Source organism: Pectobacterium punjabense (genome assembly GCF_012427845.1).
GTDB classification, from domain to species: Bacteria; Pseudomonadota; Gammaproteobacteria; order Enterobacterales; family Enterobacteriaceae; genus Pectobacterium; species Pectobacterium punjabense.
In genome coordinates this window covers 628,440-652,235 of sequence record NZ_CP038498.1, presented here as the reverse complement: position 1 = coordinate 652,235, position 23,796 = coordinate 628,440, and the positions used below count along the sequence as shown (strand labels likewise).

Sequence of the window (23,796 nt, the reverse complement as noted above, 5' to 3'; positions counted from 1 at the left end):
CGTCCTTTTGGCTGGATTTACAGAATGGAAGAAACGAGCAATTGGGTATAAGGATGCTTCGGATCGTCGAGCACCCTGTCCGTTAATCCCTGTTCGACAACCCGACCGTGCTGCATCACCAGAAGGCGGTGTGACAGTAGCCGGGCAACCCCAAGATCGTGCGTCACGATGACGACTGAAAGTTGCATCTCCACCACCAGCGTCCTGAGCAGATCGAGCAACCGTGCTTGCACCGATACATCTAACCCACCCGTCGGTTCATCCATAAATATCAACCGCGGTGCGGTGACCAGATTGCGGGCAATCTGAAGGCGCTGCTGCATCCCACCAGAAAAGGTGGTCGGCAGATCGTCCAGACGGTTTTCGGGCAGTTCGACGTTTGCCATCCACTCTGCCGCCTTGCTGCGAATATCACCGTAGTGCCGATGACCGATAGCCATAAGTCGTTCGCCAATATTGCCGCCCGCAGAAACGGTGGGGCGCAGCCCTGCCAACGGGTGCTGCCAGACGATTCCCCACTCGGTACGCACCAGCGCACGCCGTTGCCGCTCGCTAATGTCATAGACCGAGAGCCTCTGTTGCTCGGCGTTGCGGTAGATCACCTCGCCTTCCTGCGGTGCCAGACGGGCAGAGATCGCATTCAGCAGCGTCGTCTTCCCCGAGCCGGATTCACCGACAATCCCTAACACCTCCCCCGGCCACAGCTGAAACGACACATCGCGAAAGCCTTTTTCCGGCGCATACAGGTGCGTGAGATGCCGTACATCGAGCAACGGGCTGTCGGATACATGATGCTCTGTCGTCATGACGTTTCTCCTCTCTGGCTTTGACGCTGCTGACAATAGTCAGTGTCGGAGCAGACAAACATGCGTGTACCGTCATCATCCATTACCACTTCATCGAGGAAACTGTCGCGCGCGCCACACAGTTCACAGGGCTTGTCCCACTGCTGTATTCTGAACGGATGATCGTCAAAATCGAGGCTTTCCACCACGGTATACGGCGGAACGGCATAGATCCGCTTTTCACGGCCGGCACCAAACAGTTGCAGCGCAGGGCTCATGTTCATCTTCGGGTTATCAAATTTCGGGATCGGCGAAGGGTCCATAACATAGCGATGGTTGACTTTCACCGGGTAGGCGTAGGTCGTGGCGATGTGCCCAAACCGTGCAATATCTTCATAGAGCTTCACCTGCATCACGCCATATTCTTCCAACGCATGCATTTTTCTCGTCTCGGTTTCACGCGGCTCAATGAAGCGCAGGGGCTCAGGGATCGGCACCTGAAAGACCAGAATTTGATCCTCCTTAAGCGGCGTTTCAGGAATGCGGTGTCGTGTTTGAATCAGCGTTGCGTCGCTGGTTTTTTCCGTCGTTGGCACATTCGCGACCTTACGGAAAAAAGCGCGGATCGATACCGCATTGGTCGTATCATCGGAACCCTGATCGATCACTTTGAGCGTATCGTCCGGCCCGATAATACTGGCAGTAATTTGAATGCCGCCAGTGCCCCAGCCATAGGGCATCGGCATTTCCCGGCTACCAAACGGCACCTGATGGCCGGGTATGGCGATCGCTTTCAGGATAGCGCGCCGTATCATGCCCTTCGTGTTTTCATCCAGATAGGCGTAGTTGTATTCTGTTTCTGAATAGCCGTATTCCGTTTCTGGCTGATTGCCTTTCTGGCGGGAGATCGTTGTCTGACCCATCACGCGTTACTCCTTGGCACAGAAGCGAGGTATTCCTCACGTAGTCGTTTTAATAGCTCCAGCTCTGACTGAAAATCGACGTAATGCGGGAGTTTCAGATGTGAGACAAAGCCAGCAGCCTCCACATTGTCAGCATGGGAGAGGACAAACTCCTCATCCTGAGCCGGGCCGCGCACCTCTTCTTGATAGTCAGCGGCCTGAAGTGCGCGATCGGCTAATGCCACCGTGATAGCCTTACGTTCCGAGCGGCCAAATGCCAGCCCGTAACCACGGGTGAAATGGGGCGCGTCGTTAGCAGGTTTAACAAACCCGTTCACGGTTTCGCATTCGGTGAGCAGAATCTCGCCAATATCGATAGCAAATCCCACCTCTTCAGCAACAAGACTGACGGTGATATACCCCGTGCGGATCTCACCAACAAACGGATGATTACGGCCATAGCCGCGCTGGGTTGAATACCCCAGAGATAGAAGGAACCCCTCATCGCCACGGAATAACTGCTGGAGACGCGCCGCACGCGTGCCGGGATAACTCGGAGGTTCCATTGTGATATCTGGCGGATCGCTATCGTTGCTGATATTCCGCTCAGGAATGAGGTGTTGTTGAGAAAGGAATTGAAACGCATGGGGAATAGACTCACGCGTTTCTTCATCTTCATCAGAATCGCCTGACTGCGGTGCGATAGGGTCGTCACCGTCGGCCAACAGAGAAAAATCCAGAAGACGATGGGTATAGTCGTAGGTCGGGCCAAGTAGTTGCCCACCGGGTAAATCTTTGAAAATGGCCGAAACACGACGTTCAAGCCGCATGTCGGGCGTGTTAAGCGGCTGACTGATTCCCCAGCGTGGCAGCGTGGAACGGTAGGCTCGTAAAAGAAAAATACTTTCCACCAGATCGCCACTGGCCTGTTTGATGGCCAGCGCAGCGAGTTGGCGGTCATAAATATTACCTTCGGTCATAACGCGATCGACGGCTAAATTAAGTTGCTGTTCTATTTGTGAGCAGTCTAGCTCTGGTATATCCGTACATCCGCGGCGGCGACAGGATTGTAGCTGGTGGGCGGCCTCAATAGCCTTTTCCCCCCCTTTGACGGCAACATACATTAGCATTCCTCCACGTGGGTACTTCTGGGGATTGCAAAGAGCTTTTTCCCAGAGGTAAAGAGAAAATCCAACCCTGTCGGGAAGGTATGAGGGCGGTTACACAGATAGTCCCTGACACTACTGGGTAAACGGGGAGAAATAATGCGGTGGGTCTTGATACCCGGCCCGGTCAACTTTAAACACGGCCCGTCATGCATGCCTTCCACCTCGACAATAACGGTGGTCGATTTCTCCGGTTCAACTTCGCTGCCGCAGGAGAGTGCCATCAGGTCATAAGAAAAGCGGTTTCCACTCAACAGCACGAAATAGGCCTCTTCGAATGTCGTGGCGATCGGCACATTCGTATGCAGGCAAAGCGTACGCAGCAGCAGTGGATTACCGATCTTGGGATCGATAAACAACGGTGTCGTGTGGCTGGTCAGCGTAAGCAGCGTGGCTGCCGTTGCAGACGACATCGATTCCAGACCGGAAACATTGGGAACCGTAACCAGAGCACCCGGCTCACTCATTGCCTTCACGATTTTTCGAAAGCAGAGCTGTGTGCCAAATACAGGGTGGGCGAAGCCCGTCATCGTTGTCATGACAAATCATTCTCCCCTGACCAAAGTAAAGAAATTCACCCGGCTGGCAGCCACTTCCTGCTGTTGCTGTTCCCGGTGAGCACGCTGTTGGTCTGCCAACGGTGTGATGATTCGCTCCCATATCTCATGGAAATAGGATCGGGTTTGCAGCAGTGCATCGATCCAGGCGCAGAGCTCGGCATGCGGCTTATTTCTGCCTGCGATATAGCTGTAACCGCACGTCCCATCCTCCAGTTGCACCGCAGCACGGGTCACTGTCATGTCACCCACAATAAAACGCGGACCATCAACTTCCATTCTTCCCTGTAGCTGGATCAAACCAATCTGCGTAGGACGTAAGAGCTGGTAGTCCGCGGAAAAGTGCAGCGTGTTCCAGTGTTCTTCCAGCTCGGCAGGGTCGGAGTGAGCGAGGATAGACATCCAGCGTTGTCGCTGTGTTAACTCAGGCATTTAGTCCCTCCCCGTCGGCGAGGTACGTGAGAGATACGAAAAGCAGGCGGTTTGATCCTGAGGAACAGCAGAGAGATCGGCCGTGTTTTGATAGAGCTGGCGCGCCGTATCAAAGAATTCACTGTGGATCGCAGAGCGCTGGAAAAGCGTGTTGGCGAGGTCGAGATCTTTCAGACGGATGGATAACGGGACAGACACGGTTTCACGCGGGTTCAGATAGCGATCCAGCATAACTTCCATGTAAGTCGAACGCCCGCGTCCCAACGTTAGCGCCTTTGCCAGCACATCGGGGGCAATGCCGTGACCTTCCGCCACCAATAGCGCTTCTGCCGCCACCAGTAGATGTACCGCTTCACAATAGTTATTAATCACCTTCATGGTCTGCGCACTGTGGTTGTTCGCCATCAGCACATAGCGATCTGACAGGCTGGTAATGACATCATTAACCACGCTGGCAAAGCTATCCACACAAGGCCCCACCCAGGCGGCAAGTTTGCCCTGTCGCGCACCTTCTGGCCCGCCCGAGACGGGGCACTCCACATAATGCGCACCGTGCTGGTGAAAAAAGGTTTCCATCCAGCGGCTCTCTTCCGGCCCTATTGTGCTGATATTGAGTAACAGAGGACGATAGCGAGCCAGTCTCTGTGTGACTTCCTCCGACTGAAAAACCTCACGTATCGCTCCTGCATCCTTCAGGCAGATCAGCACAATTTGTTTTTCCTGCGTGAACAACTGGTGCAGTTCAGGGACGGCGTGCGCGCCTTCAGCAGCAACCTCGTTCGTTTTGCTGCGAGTCCGGTTGAACACGCTGAGAGAAAAATGACGCCGTAATAGTCTGAGCGAAATAGCTTTTCCTAATACACCAACGCCAACTAAAGAAACAGAATGAGTCATATCGGCAATCCTTGTCGCTGAGGTTATCAAGAGGACTGAGGTGATGTAGTAAGAAATTGCATAAACGCATCACGGTTTTGCGCGGGAGACGTCGCTGGTCGACCCAGATCGCTGCGATGGCCCACGCGGCATTGCACTTCAATGAATTGACTGCTTTGTGCCCGCAGTGCCTGTTGCAGCGCAGCCTGTAAAGCGTCTTCTGTCTCCGCGTAGTACGTCGCACCGTAGCCACTGGCAGCCGCGATAGGGGCTAACGGTAAGCGGGATGCCGCCGTGGGCTGCCCCCCTACGGAATCATGCGCGCCATTGTTGATGACGATGTGTATCAGGTTGCTAGCCTGAGCCGTGTTCGTCAGCCCTCCCATGTGCATCAACAGCGCCCCATCCCCATCCAGACAAACGACTTTTCTCCGCGGCTGCGCATCGCACAAACCCAGTGCGATCTGGCTGACAAGCCCCATTCCTCCGACCGTCAGAAAATCTCGCTGATGCCCTTCTCCCCGTTGTTCGCGCAATTCATAAAGCTCACGCGACAACATGCCCGTGGTACTGACGATGGGGAGAGTGGATGGCAGCACATTCAAGCATGCGGCGACAATGGCTTCACGCCGCATCAACGCTGACTCAACAGGTGGGTTGGCAGGAGTGGCTACCGAGGAAAAGGTGTTTTTTCTCACCACCAGCGCCACAGGACGGTGTTCCTCATGCGCGTGCTGGAGCAAAACCTGAATATCATCCCACGGAGGCGTGTTATGGCTATCCAGCACGATATGCGGAATATCCAGCACATTAAGTTGAGGCAATGTGACTCGCCCCTGCATAACATGCTGTGGCTCATCGTGAAGTTGCTCCCCACTATCGTCGACTTCGCCCCGCCAGCCGATAATCAGTAACAGCGGAATACCATACACATCCGGCGTAGCCAGGGAGCAAAGTGGGTTAATCGCATTGCCTAACCCCGAATTTTGCATATAGACCACGGGCAACGTTCGCGTCGACAGATAATGTCCAATCGCCATCCCCATCGCACAGCCTTCATTACTCGCGATACGGTGCGCAAGCCCACTGTTATGGCTTCCGATCGCCAGACAAAATGCTTTTAATAATGAATCAGGAACGCCACTGAAAAAATGTACGCCACGTTGAACCAGAAATTCGATAAGCTTATTAGGGTCAATCATAATAAACCTCCCCTTCGCATCATGTTGTAATTAGCAACAATGATGACGTTTTAGTTTTATCATTATATTGTGCGAATAACTTGGGGCTACGCGATGGCGTTAAATAATAACAATACGCCTACAGCGCCAATTAATAGCGTGATAAAAAAATAATTATACTGACGCCCCACTCTATTTCGTTATCGTGTACCCGGTATAAGATCGAGAATATCTTTTATCGACATACATTTATCCTCAACTTCCAGCGTTCGGCCATGTTTGAGAATTTCTGGCAAAATTGATTTCATCGCGGGATACGCCGCGCGTAACATATGGTTTGCGTAAATAACGATATTAAATCCGCCATCAATCAGTTGATCGAAAGTAATATCATTAAAACTGGTCGGGACACAAACCAAAGGCAAATGCGGGTAATGTTCACGAAATTGCTTAGCGAAAGCTAAAATCTCAGCGGGGGTTTTATGCCTACTGTGGATCATAATGCCATCGGCACCCACATCAGCATAATGCAAGGCACGGTTTATCGCATCTTCCATACCAACGTCCAGAATAAGGCTCTCAATACGCGCGATCAGCATAAACTCGGGCGTCAGTTGTGCCTTTTTGGCCGTCGTGATTTTTTCGCAGAAATCCGTTATGGAAGCCTGCGTTTGCTTTACCTCATTGCCAAATAAAGAGTTCTTTTTCAGGCCAGTTTTATCTTCAATAATCATGGCTGAAATACCCAGGTTTTCGGCAGCACGAATACGATGGGCTAAGTGCTCCGTTTGCCCACCAGTATCACCGTCAAAAATTAATGGGCGAGTGGTAACATCAAATATTTCCGTAATCGCATGAAAACGATGGCTGATATCCACTAACTCCGTATCAGGCTTTCCGCGCAAAGTGGAATCCGTGAGTGAACTGGACCAAAATGCATCAAATTGGTAATGCGTATCGCCATCTTCATAAGCAGCTTGTTCGATTAATAAAGCAGAAAGCGGACTGTGAGCCTCCATCACTCTAATACCTTTTTGCTGCTGCAATAATTCACGGAGCGCACTACGCCGTGAGCCAGGCGTACATCCCATATAGGAATCCGCTGGGGCATGATGAGGTAAAATGACAGACATGGTTATCTCCTATGTACCATAGAGTTGGGGTAAACTTTCCCTAGTAAACCAAGTGCAACAATCCAAAGACCACGCAACGTTATATTTATTTAAATTAAATATACCAACGGAGCAATTCTATTCATTGAAAAAATCACTGCAATAGGGTTGGAAATTTTTCGTTTATTTTTTTATTTCGCCTACCTTATTGAAATAGAATCAATTTAAACGAGAAGAAAATATTAAAAACAGAACGTTAATTACAGTACACATTTTTATTCGTGTTAAAAAACTAAAAATATGGTTTTTTTTGGTTTTTTAATTCAGTACATATCGTCTACATCATGGGGAGGTAGAAAGAAAATTCTGCTGAGAGGGGTATTCATCGCTGAGCCTACATTCGTAGGTAAATCATTAGGATGGGAAGTCGAGAATATGCTTAGACTATAGTGAGTTTATGACAATCCGATTTCAGTTTCACTGATAGCGGTGTAACACGCTCCCCAAACACGCCTCTCTTCGCTATCGATGCCACGTTCAGCGACACAAAAAGGAATTGTTCGACGGCTCTCTGTTGATCTTGTCAGCTTGGTCCATTTTGTACCATGATATCCTCCAAAATTAGCACCGCTAATAAGTGAAAATTCAGAGGGTCATGACTCTTTCGGGCTTGGCACGCATTTCAACAAAATTAAGGCAGGTCAGTGTGGATAGTTTCAATAACTCAGCACTTCGTCGCGCTTTTACGTCACTGGCATTTTGCCTATTGACGTTTAACGCTCATGCCCAAACTAGCGACCCACTGTTGGCAATGCCTTCTCATGATAATCAATCCCCTACCCACGCCGACAATCAGGCACGTGGGATTCTGATCGCTGTCGATCAAGCCACGCTATCCAGCGATCTGGCTGGGCGCATTATCGAAATACCGTTTAGAGAAGGGGAATCCTTCAAAAAAGGCGATCTATTAGTGCGGTTTGACTGTTCAATTTATCAGGCTCAATTAGCCGCAGCCTCAGCGGCTACGCGAGCCGCAGAAGCGGAGCTGAGCCAAAATCAGCAACTGGCACAGATGAAATCAGTGGGGAAACACGCGGTGTCCTTATCCGCAGCGCATTTTGCACAAGCTCAGGCAGAAAGCCAGGTCTATCAAATCCAGGTCAATCGCTGTCGTCTTCTGGCTCCATTCGATGGGCAAGTGGTAAAACGCCGAGCCCAAACGTACGAAAGCGTCGGGGTTGGCGCACCCGTTTTGGATATCGTCAATAATCGCCATCTGGAGATTAATCTACTCGTGCCATCACGGCTTTTGTCGGTACTAAAACCGGGATTAACCTTTACCTTCACCCCTGATGAAACCGGAAAGCCGTTACAAGCCAAGGTCACACGGCTTGGCGCACGCATTGATGAAAGCAGTCAAACCCTTGGCCTGACCGGTACGCTGGCCCACACGGACGAGACCTTGATGGCCGGAATGAGCGGCACGGCACAGTTTTCGGAGGCGCGGTGAGCATCACGCCAACCTCTGCCAGTACCGCCGCATTTGCCCGCTTTCTTGACGTTGAGCGGCAAGCACGAGCAGCCAACAGCACCGAAGAGCTGGCCTACTGCATCGTCAACGACAGCCAGCCGCTATTTGGTTTTCGCCATGCCGCCCTCGTGATTAACGGTAAGGTGCGTGCCGTAACCGGCGTCACTCAACCCGCGCCCCATGCACCCTTTGTCGCTTTTGTGGAACGCGCCTGCACGCAGTTGCAGAGTAACCAACAGCATGAACAGTGCGCGGTGGTGGCGGCAACCTCACTGGATCAGCAAAACCGCAACGACTGGCAAACGCTATCTGCACCCGAGGTACTATGGTCACCGCTGAAAGATCGTCAAGGGCGCACGTTTGGTGGAATCTGGTATGCCAGAGAACAGATCTGGCAGCCTGCCGATCAGATATTGGCAGAGCAACTCAGCGGCGCTTTTAGCCATGCCTGGCTGGCTCTCGAACCGCAAACTGCCCGTTGGCGTCGTCGACAGGCCCGGTGGAAAATCGTCGTACCTGCACTGCTGCTGCTCGCTTGTCTGTTTATTCCGGTACGTCAATCCGTATTGGCCCCCGCTGAGGTTATTCCCCATCAAGGACGTGTCGTCGCCGCCCCGCTGGACGGTGTGATTCAATCCTTTACCGTGTTACCAAACCAGAGTGTGCGCCAAGGAGACGTGTTGGTTCGCTTTGACAGCACAACCCTGAAAGCCCAGGCAGATGTAGCCGAACGTGCATTGAATGTCGCCGAAGCAGAGCACCGCGCCAGTTCTCAACGCGCATTTCAGGATGCGGACTCCAAGGCTCGGCTCGACTTTCTCGCAGCCCAGGTAGCACAAAAACGAGCAGAACGTGATTACGCCAATGCCCTGCTGAGTCGCACAGAAATCCGTGCCGAACGGGATGGCATTGCGGTATTTGCCGACGCTACGCGCTGGATGGGTAAACCAGTACGCACCGGCGAACGTTTGATGGAGTTGGCAGACCCCGCTCTCACCGCATTACGCATTGAGTTGGACGTAGGCGACGCCATACAGTTGCAGCAAGAGGCACCCATCACACTGTTTCTGGACAGCGATCCACTCACGCCGCACGCGGCCTTGTTAGAACGTATCGCCTATGAGTCGGAACAGACACCAGCCGGCAATCTTGCCTACCGTCTGGATGCACGCTTCACTGACACACCGCCACGTATCGGCCTGCGCGGCACGGCAAAAATTTCCGGCGACTATGTTCCCCTTGCCGTTTATTTGTTCCGTCGACCGCTGGCAGTGATCCGTCAGGCGATTGGGTTATGAATCCGCACCTGCCTCCCCTGCGCACCGATCTTCAATTGGTAGAATCGGCTCCGGGCATAAACGGAGCCCCGCAGTGGGTGCTGTCCGATCCGATAACCGGGCGTTATTTTACCCTGACTCCCTCGGCTATCCGCCTGCTGCGTCATTGGCCACTGCGCCAGCCGCAGCAAATACTGGACGCCGCCAACAAGGAACCCGGCCTGCCGCTGCGAGTGAAAGAGTTGGAGCAACTGCTACAGTTCCTACGCCAGCACGATTTGGTCGCGGCAAGCGATCCAGAACAACGTCGGCGCTATCTGGGCAAAGCTCAGGCGATGCGCACCAGCTTGTGGAAAAGCGTGCTGCATCAGTATCTGTTTTTCCGTATTCCTCTGTGGCGACCCGATCCGGTACTCAACCGCTGTTGGCCGTGGCTACAGCGCTATGGTGCGCCCTTTCTGGTCTGGATCTTTCCATTAATCCTGCTGCTGGGTTTATTTTTAGTCAGTCGAGACTGGGTACGTTACACCCATTCATTTCCACACCTCTTTAGCCTGTCCGGTATGGCCGTGTTCGGTGTCTCTCTGGTGTTCGCCAAATTTATCCATGAGCTAGGCCATGCCTTCATGGCCAAACGGGCGGGCTGCCGTGTGCAAAGCATGGGCGTTGCCTTTATCGTGTTATTTCCCTTGTTTTACACTGACGCTACCGACGCCTGGAAACTGAAGGATCGTCAGGCACGTTTGCTGATCGGCGCAGGCGGCATTCTGGCAGAACTGATGTTGGCGGTTATTGCGCTATTGGCCTGGACATTACTGCCAGATGGCCCGGCACGAACAGCCGCCTTTATGCTTTCCAGCGCGACGTGGCTGACCACATTGGTTGTAAACCTTAATCCTTTGATGCGCTTCGATGGCTACTTTTTACTTAGCGATTTCTGGCGCGTAGAAAATCTGCAAGAACGTGCCTATGCGCTCTGCCGCTGGCGGTTGCGGGAAAGTCTGTTCGGCCATGGTCACCCTGCGCCGGAAAACCTTTCCCCATCCTTGCAGCGCAAACTGCTGGTGTGGGGCTATGCCTCCTGGATATGGCGCTTTTTCCTGTTCTTTGGCATCGCGCTGGTGGTTTACCACTTTTTTATCAAGGTGATCGGCATTGGTTTAATGCTGGTTGAAATCGTCTGGTTTATCGCGCTACCGATAGCCAAAGAAGCCTATGCCTGGTGGTCCATGCGAAAATCAATACACCCCATCGCTTTTTTGCGCAGCGCCCTGCTGTGCTTAGCCCTCTTGTTTATCTTGCTCTATCCATGGAGTGGCAACATCCACATTCCTGCCGTATTGGAAGCCGAGAAGGTCAGTACCCTCTACAGTCCGGTACCGGCACAGGTTAACCGGCTACACGTTACAGATGGTCAGCGGGTAGATGCCGGAGACATCCTGCTAGAGCTGACGTCGGTCGATCTGGATTATCGTCTTGATATTGAGCGTCAGCGTATCGCCCAGTTACAACAGCAGCGACAGCGTGGAGCGGCACGACAGGAAACGGCGAGTGAAATTCAGGTCATGGATTGGCAGTTAGCTGAGGCGCTGGCACGCTATCGTGGGTTGGCAGCACAGCGTCAACGCTTAACGATTCGGGCACCGCAAGCAGGTGTGGTACGCGATCTGGCACGTGATATGACAGCTGGGCGCTGGCTAACGGCGGATACACCATTATTACGCGTGGTGGAACCCACGCAGGGACGGGTGGTTGGCTATATACCTGAAGAATCACTCATTCGTACTCAAGAGACCATGCAGGGCATCTTCCTTGCCGACGATCCCGCTTTCCCACGCCTTGACGTCACGCTTCATGACATCGCCCCCACGGGCAGCGCTTACCTACAACAAGAAATGCTCGCGTCCGATCGCCACGGCCCGATTGCCGTGCGACGCGACCGCGACCACAATCCTCAACCGGTACAGGCGCAGTACCGCGTTCGTTTTATGGTACAGGAAGAGCAATTTCTGCCGCTGCAACAGCCTCTACGGGGCAGCGTTATTCTGGAAGGAGAAAAGGAATCTATTCTTGGTACGGTGTGGCGTCGGGTAGCGGCATTGGGTATCAGGGAAAGTGGTTTTTAGCGGGCTGGTTATCCTCGATATATACGCCTATCTTCGCTGGTATCTGGAGCAGGAAATGCTCCAGACTCTGTAGAAAAGCGTTACACCTTTTTTTATTTCATCCGTTAATAAGATTACCTAACGTTTTCACGTACCTATTGCGTCGAACATACACTACATTTTATTAACAAATAAATTTCTCTCTGGTTTTTTTATTACGCTGACAACATACACATATCGCAGCAACTTCAGCACATCCGCACTTTGATAAGACAAATAAATATCAAATAAAATCAATTATTTAAAAAAATAAATCTTTTTATTATCTGCCCACGTAAAAGCTTATTGCCAGTTTCACTTTTTATATGTAATTTTGTTTTTATTGTTTACATAAAATTACATGTTACTTAGCAAGTGAAGTTAGGCATCACAAGACCAAGCATCAAAATCATCAGATATATTTCACCCAGCGTGGAATTATCCCCCATTCCAAGGAGAGATGTTTATGAAATGCGTTCAGCGTCTGTTTGCCAAATCTGCGATCGCAACTGTGTTAGCTGTAGGCCTATCGCAACCAGCTACCGCATCTGCATGCAGTATTGAGCCTTACATTGGCTCTATTTGTTATATGGTCACCAGCTATTGCCCAGAGGGCTATCTGCCTGCAAATGGGCAAACAGTGACTATCAATCAATATCAGGCGCTTTATGCCTTGATCGGAAATATCTGGGGAGGTTCTCCACAGCAGGGGAACTTTATGCTCCCCGACATGCGTGGGCGCGTACCGGTAGGGGCTGGACAAGGAACAGGATTAGCGAATGTCACTCGTGGACAAGTATTTGGGGCAGAGAATGTCTCATTGACGACGAGCAACGTTGCCCCACACATCCATCCGGCCACTGTTGCCTCTTCTGGAAGCGTGAGCGGTACAGCTTCTATCGCTATTCCAGTGGTAAACAGTGCGGCAACAGCCAACGTACCAGACAACACGACATCACTGGCGACAACGTCTCCTTCGTTTGATTTAAGTGCCGTTGGTGGGGTTGACTCACCAGCTAAAATTTACAGTAATGCCACACCTACAACAACGTTGAAACCATTTTCAGCCCCGTTTAGTGTGAGCAACCTAACGGGTATAACCATTTCCCCTAATATTGGCGGTACACCTTTTAGTGTTCGTAACCCCAGTGTAGGTCTCACTGCGTGCATCGCTACTATGGGCGTTTATCCTGTAAACCCAAACTAATATAACTACGCGCTTCCCTCATTTTTAGGGGAGCGCGACATCTGTAAGATTTTGAAATTAAAAGCGCAATATGTAATCTAATGATGGACATAGGAGTGGTCTGTTGGTAGTCACGATGGCAAGCGTACCGATAGTCCGTATTTAGTGATGACTTCCCGATATTAGCTGTAGAAAAATTATACGTACTAACACCACTCTGGAGTATGTCTTATGCTGTGGCGCCAATTATTCAGTAAGAAAAATGACCATCCAACTGACCATATTGAGCAGACTTATTCCGCTCCTCTTGGTTTTGCCCTTGAATCCCGCGTCTTATTTGACGGCGCAATCGCCGCAACGGCCACTCAGGCCGAAACCAGTAACTCGAGTGACGCCACGGCTTCTTCTAATCCTAATCCTGCACAGACCGCAAATCATTCTGCTGAGGCCACATCGGAGAACAACACATCATCCGATCAGAATAGTGCCACGCATGACATCACGACTGACGTCGTTGTACAGGCTGTTGCAGGCGAAACAATACGTAAAGAAGCGGTATTTATTGACACAGCGCTGACGGATTACCAAACACTGGTCAACAGTGTCCCCGCTGGGGTTGATGTATTTTTATTGGATAGTAGCAAAGACGGCCTGACGCAGATGGCGGTATGGGCTGAAACTCATACGGGTTACGATGCGATCCATATATTGAGCCATGGCAACGAAGGACAAGTTCGCCTTGGTAATCTGACGCTGGATAGCGCTACGGCGGAAGCACGTTCGGCCGACCTGGCTAAACTCGGCACCGCGCTAACACAGGATGGCGATCTGCTGCTTTATGGCTGTGATATTGCACAGGACACAGGAAAAAGTTTTGTCTCTTTACTATCACAGCTCACTCAGGCAGATATTGCAGCCTCAGATGATTTGACGGGCGCAGCATCCAAAGGTGGCAACTGGCAACTGGAAACAACGGTTGGCAATATAGAGACAACCGGCGCAGCACTGGGAACCATCGCGCAAGAATACAATAGTTTGTTGGCTTCCCCAACGCATGGTACTAACACGTTCTCGCAATTTTCAGGCACGGAAGAATTTGTCAAAACCCAACCGGGTCTCCAAACGTATAACGATCAAAACAACGGTTTTACCTACGTTGCTAACAGTACTGGCAATGTAACCATTCAAACTGTTGCGATAAGCGGTAACCAGGTCCTGAATACGATTGTTACTCCTGGGGGAAATCTTAACTATTTTGCACTTAAATCGACGGATGGCAGCGAATTCAAACTATCGAGTATTGATCTTAGAGGGCTAGGCAATTACGTATCAACGTTCACCATCACGGGGTATAAAGACGGTAGCGCGGTGGCGGGGGCAACGCAAACCATCACCCTCACGGTAGCATTCCAGACGGCGACGCTCTCTAATGCGTTTCAAGATATTGACGAGGTGAGATTAACAACAGCAACAATCGGTAACGGTACTGTTACATGGGATAATATCGTCACTGCATCTCTCGCAGCTCCCACCGATAACGTTCCCAGCATAGCTGGCTCAGCGACCAATCCGACCTATACAGAAAACGGTGCCGCCGTCAGCTTATTTACTAATGTAATCGCGAATACCAACGACAGTGGGCAAACCTTTACCAGCGCCACCTTTACCGTCACCAACGTAGCAGACAGTACCGAATACTTGAATATCAATGGCGTCAAGGTGTCCTTGATCAATGGCAATAGCGTCACACTTGGCAGTGGTTACGGTTCGGCCAGTGTCTCCCTCAGCGCTGGCACGGCAGTCGTCAGCCTAAGCGGAGCGGCATTGAGCAATGCCGATATGGGCACCTTGCTATCTGGCATGACCTACGGCAACAGCAGTGAAAATCCCCATACCACCGCACGGGTCGTGACCCTGACTCAGGTCACCGATTCAGGTGCCAGCAATAACAGCACGGCCTTAGCCATTAGCAGCACCGTGGCCGTGGTTGCGGTCAACGATGCCCCAACGGATCTGGCGCTTTCCAACACAACATTCGGCCAGTCTCTGGGCAGCAATGGCATCGTTGGGACGTTGTCGGCAACCGACGTAGACTCCACCACATTTACCTACAGTCTGGTGAGTGGCGCTGGCAGTACTGATAATGCACTCTTTATCCTCAGCGGCAGCACGCTGAGAGCGGTCAATGCCGCCACCATGGCACCCGGAACCTATTCCGTGCGTCTCCAGGTCTCCGACGGGCAAGCAACCTATGAGAAGGTCATCACCTTAACGGTGGCTGACGATATCGCGCCTACGTTTGACGCGACACCCACAATCACCGCACCGACAGTGAGCGGTTTTACCCTTAATACTGACCTCAACGAACGGGGCACCATCTATTATGTGGTGCTCCCCGACGGCGCCAGTGCACCGAGCGTCACTCAGGTCATTAACGGGCAGAACGCCTCAGGTAGCCTGGCACTCACTTTCGGCAGTCAGTTAGCCGGCAGCGCGCCCTACAGTCAATCCCTGACCCTGACGGGTTTAGCCGCAGCCACCGCCTATGATGTGTATGTGGTCGCCAGAGACAGCGCCGGTAATGCCACCGTCAGCGTCGTCAAGCTTGATGTCACGACCGCCGCAAGCAGCACCGCACCAACCTTGTCCGCCACGGGCAGCAATCCGATATTTATTGGCGGAATGGCGGGTGCTGTCGATCTGTTCAGCGGCGTCAGCGCAGACACGCGGGACAGCGGGCAGACCTTTAACGCACTGACTCTGACCGTGTCCAACGTCAACGACAGCGGTGAATTTATCAGCGTGGCGGGCAACACCATCAGCCTAGCGAGCAATGGCAGCGGCACACTGACCGGCATCGGCAGTTATACGGTAACGCGTGTCGGCAATACGGTGACGCTACAGTTGAGCGGGATGACCGCCAGCAACACGCAATTTGCCGGTCTGGTGGATGGCTTACGCTACGGCAATAGCAACAGCAGCGTTACGGCGGCAACACGGGATGTGTCCTTAACCGCCGTCAGAGATAGCGGGACCAACAACAACACCACGTCGCTGAACCTTACCTCTTCAGTCAATGTGTTAGCGAGCAACAGCGCGCTGTATGTTACCTCTGGAGACGATACCGGCGACGATGCGTCCTTTGGCAATGGCAATACACTGCAAGATGATATCAATGATGGCGGCGGGCTCAGTCTGCGCGAGGCGCTGTATTGGGCCAACGTCACCCCCGGCATTGACCGTATCGTATTGCAGACCAACGTGACGCTGGCTGAAGGCCTGCTGGTACCGACCAGTTCCATGCTGATCGACGGGCAAAGCTTTACCCTGAACGGTGGCGGTTATTCCGGCTTCCAAATCAACACCTCGTCAATGACGCTCGCCATCCAGAACCTGACATTGACGAATTTCACCACCAACACCAACCAGTTCTCAGGTGGTGTGCTGGGGATCAATGCTAGCGCATTAGATATCAACTTCAGGTTGTACAACGTTGATATTACGGGGAACACCGACGATGGCGGGTGGGGCAATGGCATGATTGACCTGAGCAATATTCAACAAGGTGCCTACATCTTCGATCTCGATCAGGTCAATATCCATGATAATACCCAGTCGGGCGGCATGAATGAAGAAGGCGTGATCAAGCTGTTCGTGTCAGCCCAACAAACACTCTCGCTGTCGATCACCAATTCATCCATCTACAACAATATTGGCGCCAATGCGGCCAATGGGTCGATTGGCGTGGCGGGTCTCTATCTGGCGGCAAGCGGCAGCACCAACGCGCCCAACACGCATGTCACCTTAATGAACACCACCATCACCGGTCAGGATGCCGGTATTCAGTTTCACTTCACCAACCATGCCTCTAGCTGGGTTACCAGTGTGCGCAACTCGATTATATCGGGCAATACTGTCGATATGGTCATCCATAACGACACCACCAGTAACGGTTCCTATACCCTAAATGGCGGTAATAACCTGATCGGCAGTAGTGTGGATCTGGTGTCATCGTCAGATCCTCGGCTGGCTGCTACAGCCAGCAATGCCATTAATCAGGGCGATCGTTTCTATGTTACCGGCAATGGTGATGCGCGGGGTCTGGATCGTGTGCGACAAGGGGCTGTCGATATCGGTGCTTACGAATCACAGTTTGCTTCGGGTGTGAGTCCACAAGTGGACCTGAACGGTGCAGGAGCGGGCAGTGACTATAGCGCCACCGTCTCAAGCGGTCTGAGCACGGGCGTCCCCATAACCGATATGCTGGCGACGCTGTCGCAAACCGATGGCGATACTCGTCTGTGGACTCTGACGCTCGCGCTCGCTGGCAGTACTGATGGCGCTAGCGAATACTTGACGTTATCGCAACAGGCATTACTGGCTGCCCATGCTGCGGGCATCAACGTGTCAGGGGATGGCGGCCAAACCCTGACTCTCACAGGTGGCGCTACGTCAGAAGCCTTCCAGACCGCACTACGCGCTATCGTCTATGTCAATGTGGCGACAACGCCTAGCGGCGGTGCACGTACCATTTCGGTTACCGCCAATGACGATGCCAGCCGCAGCGCGACCTCAACGTTGACGGTAGTCGTTGGCAATCCCCCTGTGGTGGCAACGCCAATCCCGGCACAAAGCGTGGTACAAGATGGCAGCCTGAGCTTCACCGTACCGGCAGGCACCTTCACCGATCCGGATGTCGGCGATACCCTGACCCTCAGCGCCACGCTGGCAGATGGTTCGCCGCTGCCAGGCTGGATCACCTTTAATCCGACTACTGGCACCTTCTCCGGCACGCCGGGCAACGCCGATGTCGGTAGCCTGTCTATCCGCGTCACCGCTACCGATGGCAGCAACGCCTCGGTATATACGGATTTCAGCCTGACCGTCACCAACGTCAACGATGCGCCGGTGGTGGCGACGCCGATCCCCGCACAGAGCGTGGTACAAGATGGCAGTCTGAGCTTCACCGTACCCGCAGGCACCTTCACCGATCCGGATGGCGATACCCTGACCTTGAGCGCCACGCTGGCAGATGGTTCGCCGCTGCCGGGTTGGATCACCTTTAATCCGACTACTGGCACCTTCTCCGGTACGCCGGGCAATGCGGATGTCGGCAACCTGTCCATCCGCGTCACTGCCACCGATGGCAGCAATGCCTCGGTGCATACAGATTTCAGCCTGACTATCACCAACGTCAACGATGCACCAGTGGTGGCGACGCCAATCCCCGCACAAAGCATCGCACAGAATGGCAGCCTGAGTTTCACTGTACCCAGTGGCACCTTCACCGATCCAGATGTTGGCGATACATTGACACTCAGCGCCACGCTGGTAGATGGTTCGCCGCTGCCAAGCTGGATCACCTTTAATCCGGCCACCAGCACCTTCTCTGGCACGCCGGGCAATGCGGAGGTCGGCAATCTGTCTATCCGCGTCACTGCCACCGATGGCGGTAACGCCTCGGTGCATACGGATTTCAGCCTGACCGTCACCAACGTCAACGATGCGCCGGTGGTGGCGACACCGATACCAGCACAGAGCGTGGTACAAGATGGCAGCCTGAACTTCACCGTACCGGCAGGCACCTTCACCGATCCGGATGTCGGCGATACCCTGACCTTGAGCGCCACGCTGGCCAACGGCTCACCGCTACCGAGCTGGATCACCTTTAATCCGACCACTGGCACCTTCTCCGGCACGCCGGTTAATGCGGATGTCGGTAACCTGTCCATCCGCGTCACCGCCACCGATGGCAGCAATGCCTCGGTGCATACAGATTTCAGCCTGACTATCACCAACATCAACGATGCACCGGTGGTGGCGACGCCAATCCCCGCACAAAGCATCGCACAGAATGGCAGCCTGAGTTTCACTGTACCCAGTGGCACCTTCACCGATCCGGATATCGGCGATACGCTGACCCTCAGCGCCACGCTGGCAGATGGTTCGCCGCTGCCAAGCTGGATCACGTTCAATGCAACCACCGGCACCTTCTCCGGTACGCCGGGCAGTGCGGATGTCGGCAGCCTGTCTATTCGCGTCACTGCCACCGACGGCAGCAACGCCTCGGTGCATACGGATTTCAGCCTGACCGTCACCAACGTCAACGATGCGCCGGTGGTGGCGACACCGATACCGGCACAAAGCGTGGTACAAGATGGCAGCCTGAACTTCACCGTACCAGCAGGCACCTTCACCGATCCGGATGTCGGCGATACCCTGACCTTGAGCGCCACGCTGGCCAACGGTTCAGCCTTGCCCGCCTGGCTGAGCTTTAATGCTGCTACCGGCACCTTCTCCGGCACGCCGGGCAATGCCGATGTTGGTAGCCTGTCTATTCGCGTCACCGCCACTGACGGCAGTAACGCGACGGTGCATACAGATTTCAGCCTGACCGTCACCAACGTCAACGATGCGCCGGTGGTGGCGACGCCAATCCCGCCGCAAATCGTGGTACAAGATGGCAGCCTGAACTTCACCGTACCGGCAGGCACCTTCACCGATCCGGATGTCGGCGATACGCTGACCCTCAACGCCACACTGGCAGATGGTTCGCCGCTGCCAAGCTGGATCACCTTTAATCCAGCCACTGGCACTTTCTCCGGTACGCCGGGTAATAGCGATATTGGCATTCTGAGTATTAAGGTCACCGCCAACGATGGTGATGCCTCAGCCAGCACCACCTTTAACCTGACCGTCACACCATTGAATCAGGCTCCGGTGGTATCCACGCCAATCCCGCCGCAAAGCGTAGCGCAGGATGGCGGCTTCAACTTCACCGTACCGGCGGGCACCTTCACCGATCCCGATGTCGGTGACACCCTGACCCTCAGCGCTACCCTTGCCAACGGTTCGCCGCTGCCAAGTTGGATCACGTTCAATGCCGCCACCGGCACCTTCTCCGGTACGCCGGACAACGCGGATGTCGGCAATCTGTCTATCCGTGTCACCGCCACCGACGGCAGTAACGCCTCGGTGCATACAGATTTCGGCCTGACCATCACCAACCTCAATGATGCACCGGTGGTCTCCGGCTCCGTTCCGCCACAAATTCTGGCACAAGGTGGCAGCCTGAACCTCACCCTGCCTGCCGGACTGTTTACCGATCCTGACGTGGGCGATACGCTGACCCTGAGCGCCACGCTGGCCGACGGCTCGCCGCTGCCGAGTTGGATCACGTTCAATGCAGCCACCGGTACCTTCTCCGGTACGCCGGGCAATGCGGATGTCGGCAGCCTGTCTATCCGCGTCACCGCCACTGACAGCAGTAACGCGACGGTGCATACGGATTTCAGCCTGACCGTCACCAACGTCAACGATGCACCGGTGGTCTCCGGCTCTGTTCCATCGCAGACCCTTGCACAGGGCGGCAGCCTGAATCTCACCCTGCCTGCCGGACTGTTTAGCGATCCCGATGTCGGCGATACGCTGACCCTGAGCGCCACGCTGGCCGACGGTTCGCCGCTGCCAAGCTGGATCACGTTCAATGCAGCCACCGGCACCTTCTCCGGTACGCCGGGCAACGCAGATGTCGGCAGCCTGTCCATCCGTGTCATCGCCACTGACAGCAGTAACGCGACGGTGCATACGGATTTCGGCCTGACCGTCACCAACGTCAATGATGCACCAGTGGTCTCCGGCTCCGTTCCGCCACAAATTCTGACACAAGGTGGCAGCCTGAACCTCACCCTGCCTGCCGGACTGTTTAGCGATCCCGATGTCGGCGATACGCTGACCCTGAGCGCCACGCTGGCCGACGGTTCACCGTTGCCAAGCTGGATCACGTTCAATGCAGCCACCGGCACCTTCTCCGGTACGCCGGGCAACGCAGATGTCGGCAGCCTGTCCATCCGTGTCATCGCCACTGACAGCAGTAACGCGACGGTGCATACGGATTTCGGCCTGACCGTCACCAACGTCAACGATGCACCGGTGGTCTCCGGCTCTGTTCCGCCACAGACTCTGGCACAGGGCGGCAGCCTGAACCTCACCCTGCCTGCCGGACTGTTTAGCGATCCCGATGTTGGCGATACGCTGACCCTGAGCGCCACGCTGGCCGACGGTTCACCGTTGCCAAGCTGGATCACGTTCAATGCAGCCACCGGTACCTTCTCCGGTACGCCGGGCAACGCGGATGTCGGCAATCTGTCTATCCGCGTCACCGCCACTGACAGCAGTAACGCGACGGTGCATACGGATTTCGGCCTGACCGTCACCAACGTCAACGATGCACCGGTGGTCTCTGGTTCCATTCCGCCACAAACCATTGCACAGGGCGGTGGCCTGAACTTCACACTCCCTACCGGCCTGTTTACCGATCCCGATGTCGGTGACACGCTGACCCTGAGCGCCACGCTGGCCGACGGCTCGCCGCTGCCAAGCTGGATCACGTTCAATGCAGCCACCGGTACCTTCTCCGGTACGCCGGGCAACGCGGATGTCGGCAGCCTGTCTATCCGCGTCACCGCCACTGACAGCAGCAACGCGACGGTGCATACGGATTTCGGCCTGACCGTCACCAACGTCAACGATGCACCGGTGGTCTCCGGCTCTGTTCCGCCACAGACTCTGGCACAGGGCGGCAGCCTGAACCTCACCCTGCCTGCCGGACTGTTTAGCGATCCCGATGTTGGCGATACGCTGACCCTGAGCGCCACGCTGGCCGACGGTTCACCGTTGCCAAGCTGGATCACGTTCAATGCAGCCACCGGCACCTTCTCCGGTACGCCGGGCAACGCGGATGTCGGCAATCTGTCTATCCGCATCACCGCCACTGACAGCAGTAACGCGACGGTGCATACGGATTTCGGCCTGACCGTCACCAACGTCAACGATGCACCGGTGGTCTCTGGTTCCATTCCGCCACAAACCATTGCACAGGGCGGTGGCCTGAACTTCACACTCCCTACCGGCCTGTTTACCGATCCCGATGTCGGTGACACGCTGACCCTCAGTGCCACCCTTGCTAACGGATCACCGTTGCCAAGCTGGCTGCGTTTCGATCCTGCTATCGGCACCTTCTCCGGCACGCCGGGCAATGCGGATGTCGGTACGTTGGTAATCCGGGTAACGGCCACCGACAGCAGCAATACGTCCATCAGCACCAGCTTTGGCCTGACGGTCACTAACGTCAACGATGCACCCGTGGTCGCGACCCCTATCCCGCCGCAAAGCGTGGCGCAGGATGGTGGCTTCAACTTCACCGTGCCTGATGGCACCTTTAGCGATCCGGATGGTGACACGCTGACGCTCAGCGCCACTCGCCAACGGGTCACCGCTGCCGAGCTGGCTACGCTTCGATCCGACTATCGGCACCTTCTCCGGCACGCCGGGCAATGCGGATGTCGGTACGTTGGTAATCCGGGTAACGGCCACCGACGGCAGCAATACCTCCATCAGCACCAGCTTTGGCCTGACGGTTACTAACGTCAACGATGCCCCCGTGGTCGCGACCCCTATCCCGCCGCAAAGCGTGGCGCAGGATGGCGGCTTCAACTTCACCGTGCCTGATGGCACCTTTAGCGATCCGGATGGTGACACGCTGACGCTCAGCGCCACTCTCGCCAACGGGTCACCGCTGCCGAGCTGGCTACGCTTCGATCCGACTATCGGCACCTTCTCCGGCACGCCGGGCAATGCGGATGTCGGTACGTTGGTAATCCGGGTAACGGCCACCGACGGCAGCAATACGTCCATCAGCACCAGCTTTGGCCTGACGGTCACCAACGTCAACGATGCACCCGTGGTCGCCACGCCAATCCCGCCGCAAAGCGTGGCACAGGATGGTGGCTTCAACTTCACCGTGCCTGACGGCACCTTTAGCGATCCGGATGGTGACACGCTGACGCTCAGCGCCACTCTCGCCAACGGGTCACCGCTGCCAAGCTGGCTGCGTTTCGATCCGACTATCGGCACCTTCTCCGGCACGCCGGGCAATACGGATGTTGGTACCTTGGTAATCCGGGTAACAGCCACCGACGGCAGCAATACCTCCATCAGCACCAGCTTTGGCCTGACGGTGACGCACAGTCTTGTGAGCGGCGATCCGCAGTTCAAAGCTAACGACGGTATTGGCCGGACACCATCAGCTAGCGATACACACCAGTTGTCGGCGCAAGATGCCATAACAGCACCGCCGACATTAGGTGGTTTGATTGCCAATCCTTCACTCGGCAATTTCACCGTGGGTAGCGACGGTGCACCGAAGTCAGTGATGTCTGCTATTTTCGCTACCGGACGCCAGAACACCGAGGGAGGCTCCCTCCCAGCTAGCCAGGTAGCCAGCACTTTCGGACGTGGCGTAACCAGCGGCATTGGCATTAATTTCGACAGCACACTAGGTTCCTTCCCCAGCTTCAGCAAAGATCCCGCGTTAGGCGGCACCTCATCGCTGGCTAGCGCATTCTCGGGGATCTATCTGCCTTCACTGACGCCAATGGAGGTCTTCTCCGGCGGCAGTTGGAAGGACATTCCGCTCGATAGAGTAAGTAACACAATGAATAGCACCGATGACGGCACTGGGCGTTCCGTGGCATTTACGCCTTCGCTAGATCGGCAACTACAACAGATAGGTGACTCGGAACTGCAACGTCTGGCAGCTATTGAGCAAGCATTGCAGGAAAGTGGTCAGCAGCAAGGATAACCCTGCAC

Annotated in this window: 13 protein-coding genes and 1 pseudogene; 6 read left to right on the top strand and 8 right to left on the bottom strand. The window is 54.4% G+C overall.

The annotated features are described in order from the left end of the window. Positions 1 to 17: 17 nt before the first annotated feature. The 8 genes and pseudogenes from phnK to aepX form a co-directional block, all read right to left on the bottom strand. Positions 18 to 806, bottom strand: a complete 789-nt coding sequence (gene phnK / locus E2566_RS02925) for a phosphonate C-P lyase system protein PhnK (protein WP_107170178.1) — start codon at positions 804 to 806, stop codon at positions 18 to 20. Beyond that, a complete protein-coding gene (locus E2566_RS02920; RefSeq protein WP_233671875.1) occupies positions 803 to 1,600 on the bottom strand; it encodes an alpha-D-ribose 1-methylphosphonate 5-phosphate C-P-lyase PhnJ in 798 nt (265 codons plus the stop codon). Before E2566_RS02920 ends, phnK begins: the two co-directional genes overlap by 4 nt. Before the next feature lie 128 nt (positions 1,601 to 1,728). Next, positions 1,729 to 2,811, bottom strand: a pseudogene (locus E2566_RS02915) (carbon-phosphorus lyase complex subunit); the annotation flags it as partial. After that, the gene (gene phnH, locus E2566_RS02910) at positions 2,811 to 3,392 is read right to left on the bottom strand and encodes a phosphonate C-P lyase system protein PhnH (protein ID WP_107170181.1); all 582 of its coding nucleotides are present in this window, start codon (positions 3,390 to 3,392) and stop codon (positions 2,811 to 2,813) included. The pseudogene E2566_RS02915 and the gene phnH, both read right to left, overlap by 1 nt. A gap of 6 nt (positions 3,393 to 3,398) precedes the next feature. Beyond that, complete coding sequence (gene phnG, locus E2566_RS02905) at positions 3,399 to 3,842, bottom strand: phosphonate C-P lyase system protein PhnG (RefSeq protein WP_107170182.1); 444 nt, start codon at positions 3,840 to 3,842, stop codon at positions 3,399 to 3,401. Next, positions 3,843 to 4,736 carry an NAD(P)-dependent oxidoreductase gene (locus E2566_RS02900; RefSeq protein WP_107170183.1) on the bottom strand — a complete coding sequence of 298 codons (894 nt, stop codon included), beginning with the start codon at positions 4,734 to 4,736 and terminating at the stop codon, positions 3,843 to 3,845. A 26-nt stretch (positions 4,737 to 4,762) separates the two neighbouring features. Next, positions 4,763 to 5,917, bottom strand: coding sequence for a phosphonopyruvate decarboxylase (gene aepY, locus E2566_RS02895; protein WP_107170184.1), 1,155 nt, complete (start codon positions 5,915 to 5,917; stop codon positions 4,763 to 4,765). A gap of 179 nt (positions 5,918 to 6,096) precedes the next feature. After that, a complete protein-coding gene (gene aepX / locus E2566_RS02890; protein WP_107170185.1) occupies positions 6,097 to 7,029 on the bottom strand; it encodes a phosphoenolpyruvate mutase in 933 nt (310 codons plus the stop codon). Between the two features lie 685 nt (positions 7,030 to 7,714). On the opposite strand from aepX, the gene E2566_RS02885 reads away from it, so the two are divergent. From E2566_RS02885 to E2566_RS02860, 6 genes are all read left to right on the top strand, one after another. Further along, positions 7,715 to 8,518, top strand: coding sequence for an efflux RND transporter periplasmic adaptor subunit (locus E2566_RS02885; protein ID WP_107170186.1), 804 nt, complete (start codon positions 7,715 to 7,717; stop codon positions 8,516 to 8,518). Beyond that, complete coding sequence (locus E2566_RS02880) at positions 8,515 to 9,837, top strand: efflux RND transporter periplasmic adaptor subunit (protein ID WP_107170187.1); 1,323 nt, start codon at positions 8,515 to 8,517, stop codon at positions 9,835 to 9,837. Before E2566_RS02885 ends, E2566_RS02880 begins: the two co-directional genes overlap by 4 nt. Further along, a complete protein-coding gene (locus E2566_RS02875; protein WP_107170188.1) occupies positions 9,834 to 11,942 on the top strand; it encodes a site-2 protease family protein in 2,109 nt (702 codons plus the stop codon). Before E2566_RS02880 ends, E2566_RS02875 begins: the two co-directional genes overlap by 4 nt. A 484-nt stretch (positions 11,943 to 12,426) precedes the next feature. Continuing rightward, the gene (locus tag E2566_RS02870) at positions 12,427 to 13,167 is read left to right on the top strand and encodes a phage tail protein (protein ID WP_107170189.1); all 741 of its coding nucleotides are present in this window, start codon (positions 12,427 to 12,429) and stop codon (positions 13,165 to 13,167) included. 210 nt (positions 13,168 to 13,377) lie between these two features. Continuing rightward, positions 13,378 to 22,572, top strand: a complete 9,195-nt coding sequence (locus tag E2566_RS02865) for a putative Ig domain-containing protein (protein ID WP_240958792.1) — start codon at positions 13,378 to 13,380, stop codon at positions 22,570 to 22,572. Continuing rightward, the gene (locus E2566_RS02860; protein ID WP_240958795.1) at positions 22,454 to 23,788 is read left to right on the top strand and encodes a putative Ig domain-containing protein; all 1,335 of its coding nucleotides are present in this window, start codon (positions 22,454 to 22,456) and stop codon (positions 23,786 to 23,788) included. The genes E2566_RS02865 and E2566_RS02860 overlap by 119 nt, the downstream gene beginning before the upstream one ends. The last annotated feature ends 8 nt before the right edge of the window (positions 23,789 to 23,796 follow it).